General features: G+C 43.8%; 16 protein-coding genes. 9 read left to right on the top strand and 7 right to left on the bottom strand.

Annotated elements, in window-relative coordinates; all coding sequences use genetic code 11:
• Positions 1 to 257: 257 nt before the first annotated feature.
• Both FTT94_RS12950 and argS read right to left on the bottom strand, forming a co-directional pair.
• Entirely contained in the window at positions 258 to 857 is a 600-nt protein-coding gene (locus FTT94_RS12950; protein ID WP_180170920.1) for an SPOR domain-containing protein, read from the bottom strand.
• A 302-nt stretch (positions 858 to 1,159) separates the two neighbouring features.
• Positions 1,160 to 2,950 (bottom strand): arginine--tRNA ligase, encoded by a 1,791-nt coding sequence (gene argS, locus FTT94_RS12945; RefSeq protein WP_111885137.1) that lies wholly within the window; start codon positions 2,948 to 2,950, stop codon positions 1,160 to 1,162.
• A gap of 177 nt (positions 2,951 to 3,127) precedes the next feature.
• On the opposite strand from argS, the gene FTT94_RS12940 reads away from it, so the two are divergent.
• Entirely contained in the window at positions 3,128 to 3,415 is a 288-nt protein-coding gene (locus FTT94_RS12940; RefSeq protein ID WP_372491143.1) for a DUF2798 domain-containing protein, read from the top strand.
• A gap of 59 nt (positions 3,416 to 3,474) precedes the next feature.
• On the opposite strand, the gene FTT94_RS12935 is transcribed toward FTT94_RS12940, so the two are convergent.
• The 4 genes from FTT94_RS12935 to FTT94_RS12920 form a co-directional block, all read right to left on the bottom strand.
• The gene (locus FTT94_RS12935) at positions 3,475 to 4,068 is read right to left on the bottom strand and encodes a hypothetical protein (RefSeq protein WP_078193248.1); all 594 of its coding nucleotides are present in this window, start codon (positions 4,066 to 4,068) and stop codon (positions 3,475 to 3,477) included.
• A 106-nt stretch (positions 4,069 to 4,174) separates the two neighbouring features.
• Positions 4,175 to 5,485 carry a DUF445 domain-containing protein gene (locus tag FTT94_RS12930; RefSeq protein ID WP_180170922.1) on the bottom strand — a complete coding sequence of 437 codons (1,311 nt, stop codon included), beginning with the start codon at positions 5,483 to 5,485 and terminating at the stop codon, positions 4,175 to 4,177.
• A gap of 26 nt (positions 5,486 to 5,511) precedes the next feature.
• Positions 5,512 to 6,069, bottom strand: coding sequence for a hypothetical protein (locus FTT94_RS12925; RefSeq protein ID WP_180170919.1), 558 nt, complete (start codon positions 6,067 to 6,069; stop codon positions 5,512 to 5,514).
• 59 nt (positions 6,070 to 6,128) lie between these two features.
• Positions 6,129 to 6,668 (bottom strand): DUF924 family protein, encoded by a 540-nt coding sequence (locus FTT94_RS12920; RefSeq protein ID WP_180170918.1) that lies wholly within the window; start codon positions 6,666 to 6,668, stop codon positions 6,129 to 6,131.
• A gap of 210 nt (positions 6,669 to 6,878) precedes the next feature.
• On the opposite strand from FTT94_RS12920, the gene gshA reads away from it, so the two are divergent.
• Both gshA and FTT94_RS12910 read left to right on the top strand, forming a co-directional pair.
• The gene (gene gshA, locus FTT94_RS12915) at positions 6,879 to 8,456 is read left to right on the top strand and encodes a glutamate--cysteine ligase (protein ID WP_180170917.1); all 1,578 of its coding nucleotides are present in this window, start codon (positions 6,879 to 6,881) and stop codon (positions 8,454 to 8,456) included.
• Positions 8,457 to 8,476: 20 nt separating this feature from the next.
• Positions 8,477 to 9,004, top strand: coding sequence for a disulfide bond formation protein B (locus FTT94_RS12910; RefSeq protein WP_180127454.1), 528 nt, complete (start codon positions 8,477 to 8,479; stop codon positions 9,002 to 9,004).
• A 64-nt stretch (positions 9,005 to 9,068) separates the two neighbouring features.
• On the opposite strand, the gene FTT94_RS12905 is transcribed toward FTT94_RS12910, so the two are convergent.
• Positions 9,069 to 10,400 carry an alpha/beta hydrolase gene (locus FTT94_RS12905; RefSeq protein WP_180170916.1) on the bottom strand — a complete coding sequence of 444 codons (1,332 nt, stop codon included), beginning with the start codon at positions 10,398 to 10,400 and terminating at the stop codon, positions 9,069 to 9,071.
• A gap of 243 nt (positions 10,401 to 10,643) precedes the next feature.
• On the opposite strand from FTT94_RS12905, the gene FTT94_RS12900 reads away from it, so the two are divergent.
• From FTT94_RS12900 to urtD, 6 genes are all read left to right on the top strand, one after another.
• The gene (locus FTT94_RS12900; RefSeq protein WP_180170921.1) at positions 10,644 to 11,243 is read left to right on the top strand and encodes a YqiA/YcfP family alpha/beta fold hydrolase; all 600 of its coding nucleotides are present in this window, start codon (positions 10,644 to 10,646) and stop codon (positions 11,241 to 11,243) included.
• A 188-nt stretch (positions 11,244 to 11,431) separates the two neighbouring features.
• Complete coding sequence (parE, locus tag FTT94_RS12895; RefSeq protein WP_180170915.1) at positions 11,432 to 13,312, top strand: DNA topoisomerase IV subunit B; 1,881 nt, start codon at positions 11,432 to 11,434, stop codon at positions 13,310 to 13,312.
• A gap of 374 nt (positions 13,313 to 13,686) precedes the next feature.
• Complete coding sequence (gene urtA, locus FTT94_RS12890) at positions 13,687 to 14,973, top strand: urea ABC transporter substrate-binding protein (RefSeq protein WP_180078537.1); 1,287 nt, start codon at positions 13,687 to 13,689, stop codon at positions 14,971 to 14,973.
• 95 nt (positions 14,974 to 15,068) lie between these two features.
• Entirely contained in the window at positions 15,069 to 16,703 is a 1,635-nt protein-coding gene (urtB, locus tag FTT94_RS12885; protein ID WP_180170914.1) for an urea ABC transporter permease subunit UrtB, read from the top strand.
• A 4-nt stretch (positions 16,704 to 16,707) separates the two neighbouring features.
• Positions 16,708 to 17,781, top strand: coding sequence for an urea ABC transporter permease subunit UrtC (urtC, locus tag FTT94_RS12880; protein WP_068532834.1), 1,074 nt, complete (start codon positions 16,708 to 16,710; stop codon positions 17,779 to 17,781).
• Positions 17,778 to 18,599 (top strand): urea ABC transporter ATP-binding protein UrtD, encoded by an 822-nt coding sequence (gene urtD, locus FTT94_RS12875; RefSeq protein WP_180170913.1) that lies wholly within the window; start codon positions 17,778 to 17,780, stop codon positions 18,597 to 18,599. The genes urtC and urtD overlap by 4 nt, the downstream gene beginning before the upstream one ends.
• Positions 18,600 to 18,605: the final 6 nt, after the last annotated feature.

Raw genomic sequence — 18,605 nt, 5'->3', positions numbered from 1 at the left:
CATATTAAGCTTTACGAGGGCGTTGTATCGTCTGACGAGACGTGTATCAAGATGGGAGATATTAAATTGAAGAGCATGCTCTTCAATTTAACCCAAAACTTGGGATTTGTGTAGATACCTATGCCCTTTAGGAGAGGGTTAGGGAGAGGTTTTTGAGCTAAGCTGATGTATTCAAAAAAGAATCCCTTCTAACCTCCCTTTATTAAAGGAATGAATAAAAAAAAGCGCCATCAGGCGCTTTTTTTTAATTTCAAAATTTAGCGTTTTACGACAATCGAGTCGATACTGCTATGACGTAAAGTTTGCTGTGCAATCACAGCAGCTTCTTGTGAATCATAGGGGCCAGACACAACGCGATACCAAACTTTGCCGTTTTCATTACTTTGAATCACATCGGCAGATAAACCGTTCAAAATAATTTCAGCACGTCGTGCATCGGCTTGATCAGGATCATCATAACTGCGCACTTGCAGAATATAACTTGCAGCAACAGGCGCAGTTTCTGTGGTTTCTAGTCCAAGCTCTGTGGTTTCAACTGGCTTTTGTTCTGGTGCATCAACAATCACCACCGTTTCTTTATTTTCGGTTTCTGGAACAGCTTGTTCAGGAATTGGCGTCACTTGTTGCTGAGGCAATAGGTCGTAGAAACGATAGTCTTTATTGGTTTCTTCTTGGTAGTGTTCAGAGGTAATTTGACCTTTTGGCTTCACAGGCTCCCAAGGTTTCCAAAGCATGAGCGCAACTAAGAAACTCAACACGATTAAAATGATGACAAGTGTACCTAGCCATGCTGGAATCAATGGTTTTTTAGGCTTATTTGGCCGCTCTGATACACCGCGCTGCGTTTTTCCAAACACGTGGAAACCTCATTTAATTTTAATTGTCACGAACCACTTTGGGGCAGCCCAAAGTAGCAAGTCTTGATTGTTATATATTACATGAGTGTCATCAGGAATTTGTTTAATTTTCACAATTTCAGCACAGCCAAGATGACACGGACATATTGCTGAATATAAACGAAATACAGGCTCATTTCGAGCCTGTATTGAAAAGGATTCTTTTTAGCACAATGCAATTGATGACGCTTAAACCCATGCGCTGTGTTTGTGCATGGGCGATGCCGATGAATTTCTATTGTGCTCGCAACATAAAGGGTTGCTTACATGCTTTCAGGCGCACTCACACCCAATAATTCAAGACCATTGCGTAAAACTTGCTGTACGTTTACAGACAGTAATAAGCGAGCTTGAGTCAGTTCTGCATCATCACCCAAGACTTTATTTTCGTTGTACCAACCATGGAACAACGCCGCCAACTCTTTCAAGTAGTTACCCACTTGGTGTGGTTCATAGCTGTTTGCTGCACGAACCACAATTTCAGGGTAAGCCGCAAGTTTAGCAAGAACTTCAGTTTCAGCTTCTAACTCAAGTTTAGCTGCAAATTGACGTGCAGCTTCAGCAGAGAATTGAACGTCTGTCGCAGCGGCTTTTTCGAGCATACGGCAGATACGTGCGTGTGCGTATTGGATGTAGTACACCGCATTGTCTTTGCTTTGAGACACAGCAAGGTCTAAGTCGAAGTCAATGTGTTGTTCTGATTTACGCATGACATAGTAGAAACGAGCAGCATCGTTGCCTACTTCTTTACGTAAGTCGCGTAAAGTCACGAATTGACCTGAACGAGATGACATTTGAACCATCTCGCCGCCACGCCATAGGCTCACAAATTGAACCAAAAGCACCGTCAATTTTTTAGAATCATAGCCAAGCGCATCAATCGCTGCTTTCACACGTGCAATATAACCGTGGTGGTCTGAACCCCAGATATCAATGATATCGGTATATCCGCGTTGTAGTTTATTTAAGTGATAAGCAATGTCGGATGCGAAGTATGTAGTCTGACCATTACGACGTTTCACAACACGGTCTTTTTCATCACCAAATTCAGTTGATTTGAACCAGATGTTGCCATCTTTTTCGTATAAGAAACCACGTTGATCGAGCATTTGTAATGCTTCATCAATTTTTTCAGTCAAGGTTGCTTCGCTGAACCATTGATTGAAAGTCACGCCAAATTCACCGAGGTCATCTTTAATGTCATCAAGAATGGCTTTAAGCGCAGCTTGATGGAACACACGGTAACCCGCAGCCAAATGGTTTTGTGAATTATGAATTAGGCCATCAATGTGTTTTTCTTTATCGCCTGAAACAACGACTTTATTGCCTTCGCTATCGAGTTCGGCAGCATATTGCACATCTTCAGGAACATCTTTGTAGATGTCGGCAACAGGGCGTACATAAGCATCGCCATCTTTGTCGATAATGCTTTGTGCGATTTCTTTAACGTAGTCGCCTTGGTATGCATTTTTAGGGAAGACCAGTTGTTGACCGGTCAATTCTAAATAACGCAAGTAAGTCGATGTCGCCAAGATATCCATTTGACGGCCAGCATCGTTGACATAGTATTCACGGTCAACTTTGGCACCTGTTGCCTCAAGGAGATTGGCAACGGTCATACCGTAAGCTGCGCCACGACCATGACCCACGTGTAGGCTAGACGTTGGGTTGGCTGAAACGAATTCCACTTGAACACGTTTTTCAGCATTGGCCTGTGTGCGACCGAACTGATCTTTCTGAGCTTGAATTTGGTCTAAGACAGCAAAACGTTGGTCAGCATTTAAAAAGAAGTTAATAAAGCCAGGACCTGCAATTTCTGCTTTGCTGATATCTGCGACTTCTGGAAGATTTGCCAGAATTTTTTCGGCTAAATCACGCGGCTTCATACCTGCAGCTTTAGAGGCAATCATGGCAATGTTTGACGCAAAGTCACCGTGGCTTCGGTCTTTGGTTCGGGTCAAATTGCTAGTATTGTTCCAGTCAGTTGGGAGTACACCTTCAGCTTGAAGGGATTGCACTGCATGATCGAGCGCTGCTTGTATTGCCGTATTCATAATCAGTCGAAAAATAAATGTCGCAGAAAAACGGTAAATATAGCAAATTTCAGGCTCTTTAGGTGAACCCATTTGTTGCGAATAAAAAATATTCGATAAAAGTGAAGCATTGCTTATATCGAAGTAAAACGATATAAGTGGTTTAGCGATTCAGGATCACTGCTTGAGTATATGGACATGTCACAACCCACCCCTAAAATTTTTGGCAATGTGCCGAAGTTAGCTGCACGCTGGGCGCTGATTATCGTGCCGTTTATTTTGTCTTGTCTCATGAGCGGCATTATTTCGTTTATTAATATGCTCAGAAATTTAGGTTGGTTTGAGGGTTTTCTTACCCTATGGCTGCATAATTGGATGATTTCTTGGGCTATTGCTTTTCCCATTGTGCTGATTTTATTGCCGTTTGTTCGAAAATTTACAGGCCTGTTGGTCGATATGTCAGGGCCACAGCCACCTGCAAAATAAGCCTGCATGTAAGTCACAGTTGAGTCAAACGGTGACTTACTGCATTTCGCTTTAAATATTTATAGGCTATCGCGACAACTTACTGCTTTAGAGAGTAATTCGGCTTTGTTGTTTTGGAAGGTATAGAGTTTTGAGGCATTAAACACTTTAATGACTTTGGCCTGAGCGACAGCGGTTTTAAAGCTTTGGAACTTTTGCTGATGGGCTGTCTCAAACGGATTTCCAAAGTTTTTATTGTCGAGCAGAATTTGAATTTGCCCCACATTTGTATCATGTGCTTTTAGGATCTCTTGGCCATCCGCGTTGCTTATACTGAAAGTTGGGCGCTGAGTGCTGATTTTGCAATTTAATTTGAAGCTCAAAGTGAAATTATCTGCCGATTTATTTTTGAGGGTAGATGTGCCTTGTTGATCATTTTCAATATAGATCCACTGATTTTTCGGCATATTGGTCAGTAGGGTTTCTAACTGTTGTTGGGTACTTTTGCTGATATCGACTGTGCCTTTTTTATCGATTTCAGGGGCTTTTTCTTTACCGAGCATGCCCATCACTTTGTCGCTGACTGTGCTACTGGTTTTGGAAATGGTCTGGCAAGCGCTTAAGCTACTGATGATTAGAATGAATGGTAGTGTATAGATGGCAGGTAAGTGCATAGATTTTATTGTTCTATTAAATTTTCGGATCGGCAAAGTTTAACGGTTCTACGCATAAAGCTCAAACCTGCGGCCAATCTCCTTTGAGGAGGACTGCTGCAGGCGGCTAAAGCAGCCATTCTACACAGGCACGAATAATCCCTAGTGCGAGGCCAATAAAACCACCGACCACGACACCATTGACTCGAATCATATGTAGATCGCCACCGACTTCGTTTTCGATCTTATCGATCATTTCACGTGAGTCCCATTCATGTATACGTTCACTGATAAACCGAATAACTTTTTCGCTATATTGATCGGAGAGATTGATGGCAATATCACTCATTTTTTCATTCAGCAATTGGCGTACAGCGACATTAGAGACAATATTTTCGCCCACTTGTTGAATGGCGACACGTAGGTTTTGTGCAATCCCAGAGTCGGGTTTTTCTAAATCAGAACGAATCGCGTCGCATAAAATCACCACTGCACCACTGATAAAATTCAACATTTGTGGACTATCGAGCATGGCATCTTTGGTACTGTTCAGGCGTTGGCTGGCTACACTTTGATTGTCTGCCAGTTGCTGCATGAGCTGCTGTGCCATGTCTTCAATTTTTCGACGCCACGGATGTTCATGGTCGGCAAGCATCGACTCGACACGACTGACCAGTGAATCAATGGTGCGTTGTTGTACATCAATGCCGATCCAGCTGGCGCCTTTAGCTAACTTCCATACCCCAAGTTCTTTAAACAACTGGCGTGAAAGGTCGCGGGTTTGTTCTGGATGCTGTGTGACCCAATCATGGGCTAAATCGAGCCCGCGCTGTAACACATCTTGATGGAAGTCATTTTCTAAAACTGCCCGTAGCATTTCACTGGCAAGATGGTTGACTTGCGTATTGCGTACCCATTGCACGCTGTTATTTTGGATAAATTGTCCAATTTGTTCCTGACCGACAAATTCGAAAATTTTCGGTACCGTTTGCTGAATGACTTGGGTCACTTGCGCATTATTGTGCGGATTGGCCAACCATTTCCCGACGGCAAGAGAGAGATCCGTCTCCGCTAAGCTTTTTTCAACCACTTGTGGTGAAAGAAAATTCTCCTGAACAAAGCGGCCCATTGACTCGGCAATGCGTGCTTTATTACGAGGAATAATTTCTGTGTGGTCACGTAAAAATTTAGGAATCGGAATCCGACCAAAGGGATTGCGAAATAAAACGGTTATCGCATACCAGTCTGCCAAACCACCAACCACGCCAGCTTCTGCTGAAAGCATCAAAATATGAATGAGCCAGACGTATTCGGGCAGCAATTTAGCTGCGATCATCAATGCAATCCACGCCAGCACCGCCACCACCAAAGCAATGGTGGCGAAGCGTTTACTGCGTTGCAGATTGGGCGAAACAGCAGGCTGTTCAGTTGGGTTCATCAATGATCGGGTCTCTATGGGTTGACTTATTTGGTGGCAGGCTCAGCGGCTACAGGCAAAGGATTTCCTTCGCTGTCTAGACCATATTTAGCCCCGAGTGACTGCAAAATCAAGCGAGCATCAAAGGCATCCTGAGGGGCTTTGGCACGATCTTTATAGCAAGTAATACTGTAGGAAACTTGAGTTGGATCGAGTGTGACCACCTGTGGAACGTCATAAAACGGGCCTGGCCAAAAGCCGGGATGGCGACGGTAATAGCCATATGGATAAGGCAGAGGGTCTGGGTAAATCACTGCTTGGCGCGGCGGTTTTTGACTCCGGTTACTCGGGTCATCCATGACTTTAAAATATTGAAAGCCATTGTGTAGGGTGGTTTGAGCGGCTTTAACCAAGGTGATTTCTTCGGCAGTGCCATAGCTCATATTGGGTCTAGCTTGGAAGCTAATCCGATAGCTTTGAGCATTTAATGGCGTTGCAGCATAACGACCCAATTGTTCGAAGGTTAAAGGCTTCGATGGGGTGCTTGCACAGCCGGTGAAGCCCAGTGCTGCGGTCATGGCTGCTGCGATAATGAGTTTGTTCATGCGCATACTCCTGTTCAGTCGGTTCATGGCAAGGGGAGATACTGGCCAAAAGCCGTCAATTAAAAGCTAGAATTGGGCTGGGTTAAAAATTCCAATTCCTCTGCTGTGGATGTTCTGCCCAATACCGCATTGCGATGAGGGTAACGTCCAAATCGATCGATAATCACTTTATGCTTTTTTTCAAATTCTAAGTTGATCGGATTGCCCAATTGCTCAAATAATTTTAACGCGCTTTGATGGATTTTTGTCGATTCGCTATGCATAAAGGGCATATATAAAAATGAGCGCTGTTCAGGGCTTAATTGTAGATCTAAACCCTGCGCGATAGCTTCTTGTGCAAGCGCCAAAGCCAGTGCATCTTGGGCAAAAGCCAAGCTAGAGTCACGGAATAAATTTCGCGAAAACTGATCTAAAACAATAATTTCAGCCAAGCGACCTTCGGCTGTGGTGCGCCATTGCCACAGTTCTGCTTGACTGGCCGCTTGATGGATGTCTTTAAACTTTTTTTCGATTAAAACATCAAAATTATTGCTTTTAGCGAACCAATTAGGCTGATTTTCTGGGTTAAACCAAAATTCGAGAATATCTTGATAATTCATAAGTTTTAAGCATTATTAGTATATATTTGTTTATAAAATCACAAATTTCAAATGTCATATAGAGTAAGTTTGTGATAAAAAATTGCCAAAATAAAATCACGGTTTGTCTCAAAACTATACAGTGGGTCATATGCCCACTTCAAATCGCGTTATACTGATATAAACTGATGATTTTATTTTAGTAGTTTCTTCCATTTAAGCGAGATAGCAATGAGTCAACCCGAATCGACCTCTCAAGACATTTTACCGACTTGGGTAGATTCTTCGCTGATTAAAGGAATGTTGCGCGGTATTGAGCGTGAAAGCTTACGTATGCAAAGCAACGGTTTCTTGTCTCAGGCCGACCATCCCCAAGCCTTGGGTGCGGCTTTGACTCATCCGCATATTACGACAGACTATTCTGAAGCTTTGATGGAATTTATCACGCCGCCAAAAGAAACCATTACAGAGGCGTTGAACTATCTGCAAGATATTCATGCTGTTGCGCATACGCATTTAGAACATGGTGAAAAACTTTGGCCGTTGTCGATGCCATGCATGTTGGATAAAGACGAAGACAGTATTCGTTTAGCGCAATATGGCAGCTCGAATATAGGACGTTTTAAAACCTTGTACCGTCGTGGTTTAGGGGTGCGTTATGGTCGCCGGATGCAGACCATTTCAGGGGTGCATTATAATTTATCCTTCCCAGATCATTTCTTTGAAGCACTGCAACAACACGAAACTGACGACGCCCTCAAGGCATTGAGCTTACAGGATTATCGCAGTCATCGTTATTTCGGCCTGATCCGTAATTTTATCCGTTTAACGCCATTGGTGATGTTTTTGGTTGGGGCGAGCCCGTCGGTGTGTAAATGTTTTATGACTGGACGTGAACATCAGCTGTTACCGCTCTTAAAAGGCACGCTATTTTTACCCTATGCAACGGCGCTGCGTATGGGAAATTTTGGCTATCAAAATTCAGCACAAAAACAGTTAGGGATTCACTACAACGACATTCAGGCGTATTTGGAAGGTTTGCAAAAAGCGGTCCATACCCCGTATGCCGCATTTAGTCATTTAGGTTTAAATGATGAACTGGGTGAACCGATTCAAATTAATGACCATGTGTTGCAAATTGAAAATGAGTACTACAGTTTGGTTCGTCCGAAACAAGTGCCGCAGGATGGTGAAACACCGTCTGAAGCCCTGCAAAATCGTGGCGTAGGTTATGTTGAATTACGCGCGGTAGATGTCAATCCTTATAGCCCGATTGGAATCAATGAAGACACGGCAGGCTTGCTCGAAGTGGTGGCTTTATACTGTTTATTGCAAGACAGCCCAGCATTGTTAGATGCCGAACAAAATGAAATTGAGAAAAATCAGGCGGAAGTAGTGAACCGTGGTCGTGCGCCAAATGCAGTGATTTTACAGCAAGGCCAAGCGGTTCCAATTGAAACATGGTGTCGTACACATGTCGCTGCGATGCAACCATTGGCTGAATTGCTGGATGATTCTTACAATACAGATATTTACACTCAGGCAATGGCTGTGATGCAATCACGCATCGATGAAGTCGATGAAACATTGTCGGCACGTATGATTAGCGATACTTTAGAACAAGGTGGAACTTGGGGCTTTGGTAGCTTTATGGCCTTACAACATGCTGAAGTGTATGAGCAGCATGTCTTGAGCCCTGAAGCTGCTGCATATTTTGCACAAGCTGCTGAGCAGTCTTTTGAAAAACAGGCTCAACTTGAGCAAGACTGTACCTTGAGTTTTGAAGAATATTTGAAAAACTTCAGATAAAAAATTTAAGAGGATTTACCATGAAATGGAGTTTCCGCTTCGTGAGTGGTTTGTTGTTTTTAGCCAGCGTGATCGGTATGTCTTTTGCGCTGTTTTTAGAACATGTACAAGGCTTAGAACCTTGTCCGTTGTGCGTATTCCAACGTATTGGTTTGATTGGACTCGGCATCATTTCATTGATTGCATTGATTCACAATCCAGCATCGAATTGGGGTAAACGCATTTACGCATTGTTGGGGACACTATCAATTCTTTGGTCTACTGGGGTGGCTGCGCGTCATATTTGGCTGCAAAACTTACCGCCAGACAAAGTACCGAGCTGTGGCCCAGGACTGGATTATTGGGTAGAAACGCTGCCGTTAAAATCGGTCTTTGAGCAAGTACTAACCGGCTCTGGTGAGTGTGCCAAAGTGGATTGGACGTTCTTGGGACAATCATTACCGGTTTGGTCATTGGTGTTTTTTGCGGTCTTAACTTTGCTTAGCCTTTGGCAGTTATTACGTAAATACCCAAGCAAACCAGTCCCACGTTTACGTGATAAATTTTAATTCTATGATGCAAAAAAAGCCCTCAACTGAGGGCTTTTTTTTATGAGTCTGAATGGGGGGTACGTTAGGTTAGGGCAATGCCTTCCACACTTTCCAAGTCCATCATAAATTCATAGATATGATCACAAGCTTTATCGTCATTGTTTGGATAGAACCAATGCACGATTTGCTCGGCCACTTGCGGATGATGCTGAATTTCAAAATGGTTCAGGCCATAAAATATTGCTTTATGTGAGTCAGGTACTTTTAATTGGTAGCGTGGGTTTGGGTGTTCTCCTAACGCACTTTTCACACTGACCAAGTAATCTCCAATCACATGTCGCGTTTTATTGCGACGATGTTCATATTCGATGGTCCCTGCCACGAGGTAGGTATTGATATGCGATGGAATCGGGGCTGGTTTACGGTTGTCGTCCATGAATCCAATACGGACATCATTATGTTCCCAATCATCATCACGCACGCTGCCATAGCGCAAATCTAAAATGCCGTTACTGCGAATATTCACCACGTGGCCCACGATTTTGACCAAAGGGAAACGCCCCAATTGATCTTGCAGATGAAATCCGATACGTTCAAGCACAGCACCATGATGCGGTGAGCCTAAGCAGACTAGATTTTCGACTTGATGAATCCATTGGTACATATTTTGTTTGCCATAAAAAATGGCACTACGGGACACTAAGCCCCCCATACTATGACCAATTAAGTCGATACTGGTAATACCCGGGTTACGACGGACCAAATCTTCTAATGTATTGGCAAGGCTGCGACCATTGGTCGAGATACGACGACCCGTGTTGTAATTTAAATACAGCATGGTGTTGTGGTCACGTTGTGACAGTAATTTTTCACCAATGCCGCCATATTTGGCTGTCGACCATGACAGATGATTCATGCAGAGCCCATGAATCAACAGGGTAATACGACCGGTTAATTCGCCTTTTTGTACCGCACCATAATGGTCGTAAACCGCCATGGGTAAGGCCATCGGGTTGTGATATTTCAGTAAATAGTCGCCCAAGACCCCATTCAGCGCGCCCACTAAAAAATGTAAAGATGGCGTGAGCGGTTTGTCGTGTAAGCGTGGGAATTTTTCAATAATGCTACGCAGCGTTGGTGCGAGTAAATAATTGCCATAATTGAAAAAGGTGTTGTAAGAAAATTCATAAATCCGTGCAATGGTCGGCTGCTTATGAAAGGCTTTCGAGCCTTGTTCGCTCATTCCAAAAATACTGATTAAAATTTCACGTTGAATGTTTTTGATCAAGTCATGCACGACATCACTAAAACGCATTGTCACGAGCTGTGCCAAACCTTCCAGAACATCAGCTTGACTGGGTGGTGTGCGATCCCATTTACAATAGGTTTCATGCAATGGTGTTAAGCTAGGCATAATGTTCCTATCCTTACATTCAATGCTATCCCTCGATTGTATTTATTACTGGAATAGCCTGAAGTTTCATTGTTTATTTTATAAAATCCTCACGAACAGCTTTTACAATACCGATAACAGACCTGTCGGTGAATGCCTTTTGTCTGACAATTTTACTAAAAATTCAAATTTAGAAAATGTGACGCAGTTAGCACTTATATGCCACTTTTAAAGCAATTTAAAGATCAATTTGGAATCAAAATGATGAATATTGTGTATTTGCATGGTTTTCAAAGTAACTCAAATTCAGTGAAAGGACAGATATTGCGGCGCTATTGCGCAGATTTAAATGGTCTGCATGTGCATTTGCCAGATTTGAATATGCCACCGCTACAGGTGATGCAGCAGATGTCAGAGCTGATTGAAGGTTTGGATGATGTGGTTTTGGTCGGTAGCAGTTTAGGTGGTTTTTATGCGACGCAGTTGATGGCGCGCCATCACATTCCTGCGGTGCTCATCAATCCTGCGGTCTATCCATGGCAATTATTTCGTGATTTATTTGGCGAGACGGCATTGCCCTATCAGGTGACAGAAACGTGGTGCTTGGATGATGCACAGCTCAATCAAATGCAGGCTTTGGCTGTATCTAAGGTTGAGAACGCAGATCAACTGTTGGTCTTGCTCCAACAAGGTGATGAAACCTTGGATTATCGAGATGCCGCTGATTTTTATAGTGCGACTCAAGCCGGTATGGCTATGCTGATCACTGAGGTGGGTGGAACACATGGCATGGATGATTTTGCAGAAAAAATACCGATGCTCTTGCAGTTTTTGTCCGATGCTGTCAAAAATATGTCTAAATAAAATGATCCAATACAAATGCTGACATGCCAGATCTAACATACAAAAAATGGGCAGTTACGACATCATTTGACGTTTAAATTGTTTAAGAAAATGGCGGCTGATCGCAAGAGATATGCATTTTAATAAAAAAGCATATACTGTAGCGCTTGAAGAAATGTTTTAACCAAAAATGCAGGGAATTTTGCAACGTGACGCAATATACGGCTCAATCACTTGAAGTTTTATCTGGCCTAGATCCGGTACGTCGTCGTCCGGGGATGTATACAGACACTACACGACCAAACCATTTGGCGCAGGAAGTGATAGATAACGCCGTCGATGAAGCGCTTGCAGGACATGCCAATAAAATTACCGTGACAGTGTATAAAGATGGCTCATTGTCAGTTGAAGATAATGGTCGTGGGATGCCAGTTGACATTCATCCTGAGTATGGTCAAAGCGGGATTGAAATTATTCTGACCAAACTACATGCCGGCGGTAAATTCAGCACAGACAATTATCAATTTTCAGGTGGTCTACATGGTGTAGGGATTTCTGTCGTCAACGCATTGTCTAACCGTGTTGAGGTGGAAGTTCAACGTCAAGGCAATCTATATAAAATGGCCTTTGAACATGGCGTTCCTGTGGCACCGCTTGAGGTGTTGGAAGGTAAATGCGCTAAACGTGCAACGGGTACTACCGTGCATTTTTGGCCTGAAGCCAAATATTTTGATTCGCCTAAATTTGCGCTGAAAGCCTTAAAACACAACTTAAAAGCCAAGGCTGTTTTGGCGGCAGGCTTGCAGATTATTTATATCGATCAAATCAACAACGAAAAGATCGAATGGCAATTTGAAAATGGTCTGGTTGACTATTTGATGGATGAACTGCAAGACCGTGACATCGTTCCTGCCCCTGCATTTGTGGCGACCGGTGAGGCAGATCGTGCCAGCGCTGAGTTTGCGATTTGTTGGAATGTGGAAGGTGGTGAGTCCATTCAAGAGTCGTATGTCAACCTCATCCCGACTGCGCAAGGCGGTACCCATGTCAATGGTTTACGTTCGGGTGTGACAGATGCGATTCGTGAATTCTGTGAATTACGGAATTTATTGCCACGGAATATGAAGCTATCTGCCGAAGATGTCTGGGATGGCGTCAACTTTATTCTGTCTTTGAAATTCCAAGAGCCACAATTCTCAGGTCAGACCAAAGAACGACTTTCAAGCCGTGAAGCCTCTGGTGTGGTGTTAAATATTGCCAAAGATGCTTTTGCACTGTGGCTGAATCAAAACTCCGATATTGCTATGCAACTGGCTGAAATGGTGATTGCCAAGGCTGGTCGCCGTTTAAAAGCTGCGAAAAAAGTTGAACGTAAGAAAATCGTTTCAGGTCCAGCTTTGCCGGGTAAACTGGCTGACTGTGTGGGGCATACCCTCGAAGAATCTGAACTGTTTATTGTGGAAGGGGATTCTGCAGGTGGTTCTGCCAAACAAGCACGTGATAAGAACTTCCAAGCGATCATGCCAATCCGTGGTAAGATTTTAAATACTTGGGAAGTGTCTTCAGACGAAGTTTTGGCATCGCAAGAAGTACACGATATTGCGATTGCCATTGGCGTTGATCCTGGCAGTGACGACTTGTCAGAACTACGTTATGGCAAGATTTGTATCTTGGCCGATGCCGACTCGGATGGTTTGCACATTGCAACTTTACTCTGCGCACTGTTCGTCAAACATTTCCATACTTTGGTTGAGGAAGGACATCTATTTGTGGCGATGCCACCGCTGTTCCGTATAGATGACAATAAAGATGTGCACTATGCCTTGGATGAAGATGAACTAGAAAGCATCTTAAAGAAATGTAAAACCAAAAATCCTCAAATCACACGATTTAAAGGATTGGGCGAGATGAACGCGAGTCAGTTGCGTGAAACGACTATGGATCCCGATACACGTCGTTTAGTGCAACTGGACTTGGATGACGTACAGTTTACTTCAGGTTTACTCGACAAATTATTGGCGAAAAAACGCTCTTCAGACCGTAAACACTGGCTAGAGCAGAAGGGTAATTTGGCCGATTTGGCGGTTTAAAAGGGCAATAAGAAAAAAACCACGCAAGTGGTTTTTTTTTGCTTCAAATGTAGGAAAAGCTGCATGATTTGTGTGCTAAAACACCGTATTTTTTGAAAAACGTCGCAAAATTGTTCAATTATAGGTCAAATGTTGGATACAAGTTTGTATGCATCTTTGCGGTGATTTTATGGTGCTTGGATCGAACCATAGAAAATTACAAGCAAAGTTTATGATTGTAACTATATGAAAAATAATGTTTAAAAATTAATAAAAGCACTCAATGCAAATAAAAAATAAGGCTTGGCACAGTTATTGAATTGCTCTGTTGTGATGAAAGACAACAAATGCATTTTAAAAATGTGACTTACAAGCTTAGGTTGGGAGTGTGAATAATGTTTCAACGCAATGTATTTGCTAAAAGTATTTTAGCGGCAACGATGACTGGGGCGATTGCTTTAACGGGCTGTTCAAAACCTGCAGAAGAAAAAACAGAAAGTGCTGCATCTGAACCAAAAGCGGCTGCAGCAAGTGGCGATACTATTAAAGTCGGGATCTTACATTCGCTGTCAGGCACGATGGCGATCTCAGAAACTTCTCTTAAAGATACGGCCTTGATGGCGATTAATGAAATTAATGCCAATGGCGGGGTATTGGGCAAAAAACTAGAACCTGTGGTGGTTGATCCGGCATCGGACTGGCCATTATTTGCGGAAAAAACCCGTCAGTTGATTACCCAAGACAAAGTAGCCGTGATTTTTGGCTGCTGGACGTCGGTATCTCGTAAGTCAGTTTTACCCGTGGTTGAAGAATTAAATGGCTTATTGTTCTATCCCGTTCAGTATGAAGGTCAGGAACAGTCTAAAAATATTTTCTACACAGGTGCGGCACCGAATCAGCAAGCGATTCCTGCTGTCGAATATCTGATGAGTGAAGAGGGTGGTAAGGCAGAACGCTTTGTACTGTTGGGTACAGATTATGTTTACCCACGTACCACCAACAAAATCTTACGTGCATTCTTGAAGTCGAAAGGCATTGCCGATGCGGACATCATGGAAGAATACACGCCATTTGGTCATAGCAACTATCAAACCATTGTGGGCAATGTGAAGAAGTTTGCGGCAGGGAAAAAGACTGCTGTGATCTCGACCATTAACGGCGATTCAAATGTGCCGTTCTATCGTGAATTGGGCAACCAAGGCATCAAAGCTGCGGACATTCCAGTGATGGCGTTCTCTGTAGGTGAAGAGGAATTACGCGGTATCGACACCAAGCCGCTGGTCGGACACTTGGCATCGTGGAACTACTTCATGTCAGTGAAAAATCCAGTGAATACTGAATTCACCAATAAAATGAAGCAGTATGCCGTGGAATACAAACTGCCAAATGCCGATAAATTTGTGACCAATGACCCGATGGAGGCTACCTATGTCGGCATCAATATGTGGAAACAAGCGGTAGAAAAAGCAGGAAGCACAGATGTCGATAAAGTGCGTGAAGCTATGGCCGGCCAAGAATTTAAAGCGCCATCGGGCTATACCTTGCAAATGGATGCGTCGAACCATCATTTGCATAAACCAGTCATGATTGGTCAGATCCGTGCCGATGGTCAGTTTGATGTGGTGCACAAAACCGCAAAAACCATTGCTGCAGAGCCATGGAGTCCGTACATCCCTAAATAATTCAATTCGAATGCCTGTTGCTATTGTGTAGCAGGCCTTTTTTGATGTGATCCCTGTATGGGGTTGTTCTATTACTCAATAGGGATGCTTATAAGATGAAAAAATTACGCAATTTCCCGATCCTTTTTCTATTCCTGAGTCAATTATTCTGTCTGCAAATCGTGCATGCAGAAACAGCAGCGGATGTGGTGCCTACGGTGCAATCTGTGCAGCAAGGTGACGCCATTCAGCAATTTGTTCGCGGGAGTTTTACCGAGCGACGCAGCTTACTCAATCAATGGCCGGGCGATATTGAATCATTAGATCAGTTGGCCGCATTGGTCGAAAAAGACCAGTTATATAGTGGTCAAAGCGGTCAAACCTATATTTTAGAAACTGACGAAAAATTATTGAGCTATCCAGATTTGCAAACCGTGACGGATTGGCCTGCCGATTTATCTCAAGTCACCTTGGTGAATACCCTTCGTAAAGCCTTAACGTTTGCGCAAGCGAAAGAAAAGCTGCAATCGAATGATTTAATCCAACGTTTGGATGCAATCGATATTTTAGAAAATAACTTGGCTGAGTTGGATGTTAAAAATATTAATCAATTGTATTTAAATGAAAAAAATAACAAAGTTAAAGCCCGTTTAGCGCAGCTCAAAGCACGCTTGGATTATCAAAACCCTGATGTATTACAAAAAATACAGGCGGCTAAAGTGCTGCAAGATTCTAACCGTCCCGATGTGTTAGCGATGGTGGAACAGGAATTACAACAAGCCAATCTGCATCCCGAGTTAAAAGCCGCACTGACAGAAGCCAAGAGCAATATTAAAACTCGGATTCAGGCGAGTGAATGGACTGGACATGTCTTTTCCGGACTGAGCACGGCCAGTATTTTACTGCTGGCGGCACTGGGCTTAGCCATCACTTATGGCCTGCTAGGCGTGATTAATATGGCGCATGGTGAACTGATTATGATCGGGGCCTATACCACTTATGTGGTGCAAAGCCTGTTTAAGAGTTATCTCAGTAGCTATGTCGATTGGTACTTGATTGCCGCGATTCCTGCTGCGTTTTTTGTTAGCGCTTTGATCGGCATGTTGATTGAACGTACCGTTATTCGTCCCTTGTATGGCCGTCAATTGGAAACACTATTAGCCACCTTTGGTGTGAGCTTAATTTTGATGCAAGTGGTGCGTATGGTTTTTGGTGCGCAGAATGTCGAGGTGTCAAATATTTCATGGCTGTCAGGAGGGATCGCTGTGACACCGAGTCTGATGCTGCCTTATAACCGCATTGCCATTATTGGCTTTACCGTTGCGGTACTGTTGTTGCTGGTTTACTTGCTGAATAAAACCCGCTTTGGTTTATTTGTTCGTGCTGTGACGCAAAACCGTCAAATGGCACAGGCCGTAGGTATCCGTTCTAGCCGCATTGACATGATGGCTTTTGGCTTAGGTTCGGGGCTTGCAGGTCTGGCAGGTTGTGCCTTAGCACAAGTCGGCAATGTCGGTCCTGACCTAGGACAAAACTATATTATCGATGCGTTCTTGGTGGTTGTGGTGGGTGGTGTTGGTCAAGTATGGGGTGCAGTACTGGCGGCCTTAGGTCTAGGTGTCAGTGGCACAGTGTTGGAAATCGGCATGGGTGCGGTCTTAGCGAAAATTATTCTACTGGTTCTTGTGATTTTGTTTATTCAAAAACGTCCACAAGGTTTGTTTGCTATCAAAGGCCGTTTTGTGGAGTAAGCGCATGAAAATCACTTCGTTATTATCGGATAAACCCTATAGCGGTATGGCGATTGCCGTGTGCTTTGCCATTTTGCTGATTTTGCCTTGGTTACATGTATTGCCAGCCGATTCAGCACTGCATTTATCAGCGTATTGGGTCACGCTCATTGGCAAGATTATGTGTCTCGCCTTGGTGGCATTGGCCTTAGATTTGGTTTGGGGCTATGCCGGCATTTTAAGTTTGGGACATGGTCTGTACTTTGCCTTGGGCGGCTATGCCTTTGGCATGTATCTCATGCGTGAGGCGGCAGGCGATGGCTTACCCGACTTTATGCGCTTTTTGAGTTGGACTGAGCTACCGTGGTACTGGATGGGTACTGAACATATCGTGTGGGCATTGGCTTTGGTGGTTTTAGTTCCGGGATTGATTGCCTTCATTTTTGGCTTCTTTGCCTTCCGCTCCAAAATTAAAGGCGTGTATTTTTCAATTATCACTCAAGCCATGACCTTTGCGGCGGCACTACTGTTTTTCCGCAATGAAACAGGCTTTGGCGGTAACAACGGCTTTACCGGTTTTAAAACTATCTTAGGCATGGATATTACCTCTGCACCAATGCGAGCAACCTTGTGTTTCCTCACGGCACTGACTTTGCTGGTCTGTTTTGTCGGTTTACGCCACCTGATGAATAAACCCTATGGTCGTGTACTTGGTGCAATTCGTGACAGTGAAAACCGTTTGCAATATTTAGGTTACCGCACCTTATGGTACAAGCTCTCTGCATGGGTATTGTCCGCTGTGATCGCAGGGATTGCAGGTGCTTTGTATGTCCCTCAAGTCGGCATTATTAACCCGAGTGAAATGAACCCTGTCAATTCGATTGAAATGGCGGTGTGGGTGGCTGCAGGGGGGCGCGGTACGCTGATTGGCCCGATATTGGGTGCAGGTTTAATCAACGGAGTGAAGACCTATTTCACGGTGGCTTATCCAGAGGCATGGCTATTGATTTTAGGTGCGCTGTTTATTGTGGTAACGATATTTCTGCCAAAAGGCGTGATTGGGCTATTAGAGCGGTTTAAAAAGGAGCGCAGTGAATGAATGATCAATGGGTTCAACCGCATGGCGGTCATGCTGTTGAAGGTTATGGACGACCGAAGGAGCAGGGTGCGGATTTCAGTCACGGTATAGCCCTGTATTTGGAAAAAGTCAGCGTTTGGTTTGATTCTTTCCGTGCATTAAATGATTTGTCGTTATATATCAAAGAAGGTGAGCTGCGCTGCATCATTGGTCCCAATGGTGCAGGCAAAACCACGCTGATGGATGTGATTACGGGGAAAACTCGCCCAACAGAAGGTTCGGCTTTTTTTGGGCAAACCTATGATTTGGCAAAAATGAGCACAGAGCAAATTGCAGAAGCAGGGATCGGTCGTAAGTTTCAAAAGCCAACTGTATTTGAAAATTTTACCGTGATGGAAAACCTGTTATTGGCAGCGCCGAAAGATAAGCGGGTGAAAAAGAGTTTTTTCAGCACGCTTGATCCGGATGCGCAAAATGCCTTGGACGAATCTTTAGCACAAATCCGCTTAGAAGAATTAATCCATAAACCGGCAGGGCTGTTGTCACATGGTCAAAAGCAGTGGTTAGAAATAGGCATGCTACTGATGCAGCGTCCAAAGTTGATTCTGCTAGATGAACCCGTAGCAGGGATGACCGATGCTGAAACAGAGCGCACTGCTGAGCTGTGTTTAGAGTTGAAAAAGAACCACACCCTTGTAGTGGTTGAACATGACATGAGCTTTATTGACACCATCAGTGAAAAAGTCACCGTGTTGGCGCAAGGTGCGATTTTGGCCGAGGGTACATTAGCCGAAGTCCAAGCCAATGAAGATGTCATTGAAAAATATCTCGGACGTTAAGGAGCA

Source organism: Acinetobacter sp. YH12027 (genome assembly GCF_013420085.1).
Lineage (GTDB): Bacteria > Pseudomonadota > Gammaproteobacteria > Pseudomonadales > Moraxellaceae > Acinetobacter > Acinetobacter amyesii.
Note: the sequence above shows the minus strand (reverse complement) of the source record. Positions and strands in the feature narration are given on the sequence as shown.

Bases quoted from the DNA above. Each gene is read 5' to 3' on its own strand.
- FTT94_RS12905 (WP_180170916.1), bottom strand. From the start codon at position 10,400: ATGCCTAGCTTAACACCATTGCATGAAACCTATTGTAAATGGGATCGC.
- FTT94_RS12940 (WP_372491143.1), top strand. From the start codon at position 3,128: ATGTCACAACCCACCCCTAAAATTTTTGGCAATGTGCCGAAGTTAGCT.
- FTT94_RS12900 (WP_180170921.1), top strand. From the start codon at position 10,644: ATGAATATTGTGTATTTGCATGGTTTTCAAAGTAACTCAAATTCAGTG.
- urtC (WP_068532834.1), top strand. From the start codon at position 16,708: ATGAAAATCACTTCGTTATTATCGGATAAACCCTATAGCGGTATGGCG.
- FTT94_RS12930 (WP_180170922.1), bottom strand. From the start codon at position 5,485: ATGAACCCAACTGAACAGCCTGCTGTTTCGCCCAATCTGCAACGCAGT.
- FTT94_RS12910 (WP_180127454.1), top strand. From the start codon at position 8,477: ATGAAATGGAGTTTCCGCTTCGTGAGTGGTTTGTTGTTTTTAGCCAGC.
- FTT94_RS12925 (WP_180170919.1), bottom strand. From the start codon at position 6,069: ATGAACAAACTCATTATCGCAGCAGCCATGACCGCAGCACTGGGCTTC.
- gshA (WP_180170917.1), top strand. From the start codon at position 6,879: ATGAGTCAACCCGAATCGACCTCTCAAGACATTTTACCGACTTGGGTA.
- FTT94_RS12935 (WP_078193248.1), bottom strand. From the start codon at position 4,068: ATGCACTTACCTGCCATCTATACACTACCATTCATTCTAATCATCAGT.
- urtB (WP_180170914.1), top strand. From the start codon at position 15,069: ATGAAAAAATTACGCAATTTCCCGATCCTTTTTCTATTCCTGAGTCAA.
- argS (WP_111885137.1), bottom strand. From the start codon at position 2,950: ATGAATACGGCAATACAAGCAGCGCTCGATCATGCAGTGCAATCCCTT.
- urtD (WP_180170913.1), top strand. From the start codon at position 17,778: ATGAATGATCAATGGGTTCAACCGCATGGCGGTCATGCTGTTGAAGGT.
- urtA (WP_180078537.1), top strand. From the start codon at position 13,687: ATGTTTCAACGCAATGTATTTGCTAAAAGTATTTTAGCGGCAACGATG.
- FTT94_RS12920 (WP_180170918.1), bottom strand. From the start codon at position 6,668: ATGAATTATCAAGATATTCTCGAATTTTGGTTTAACCCAGAAAATCAG.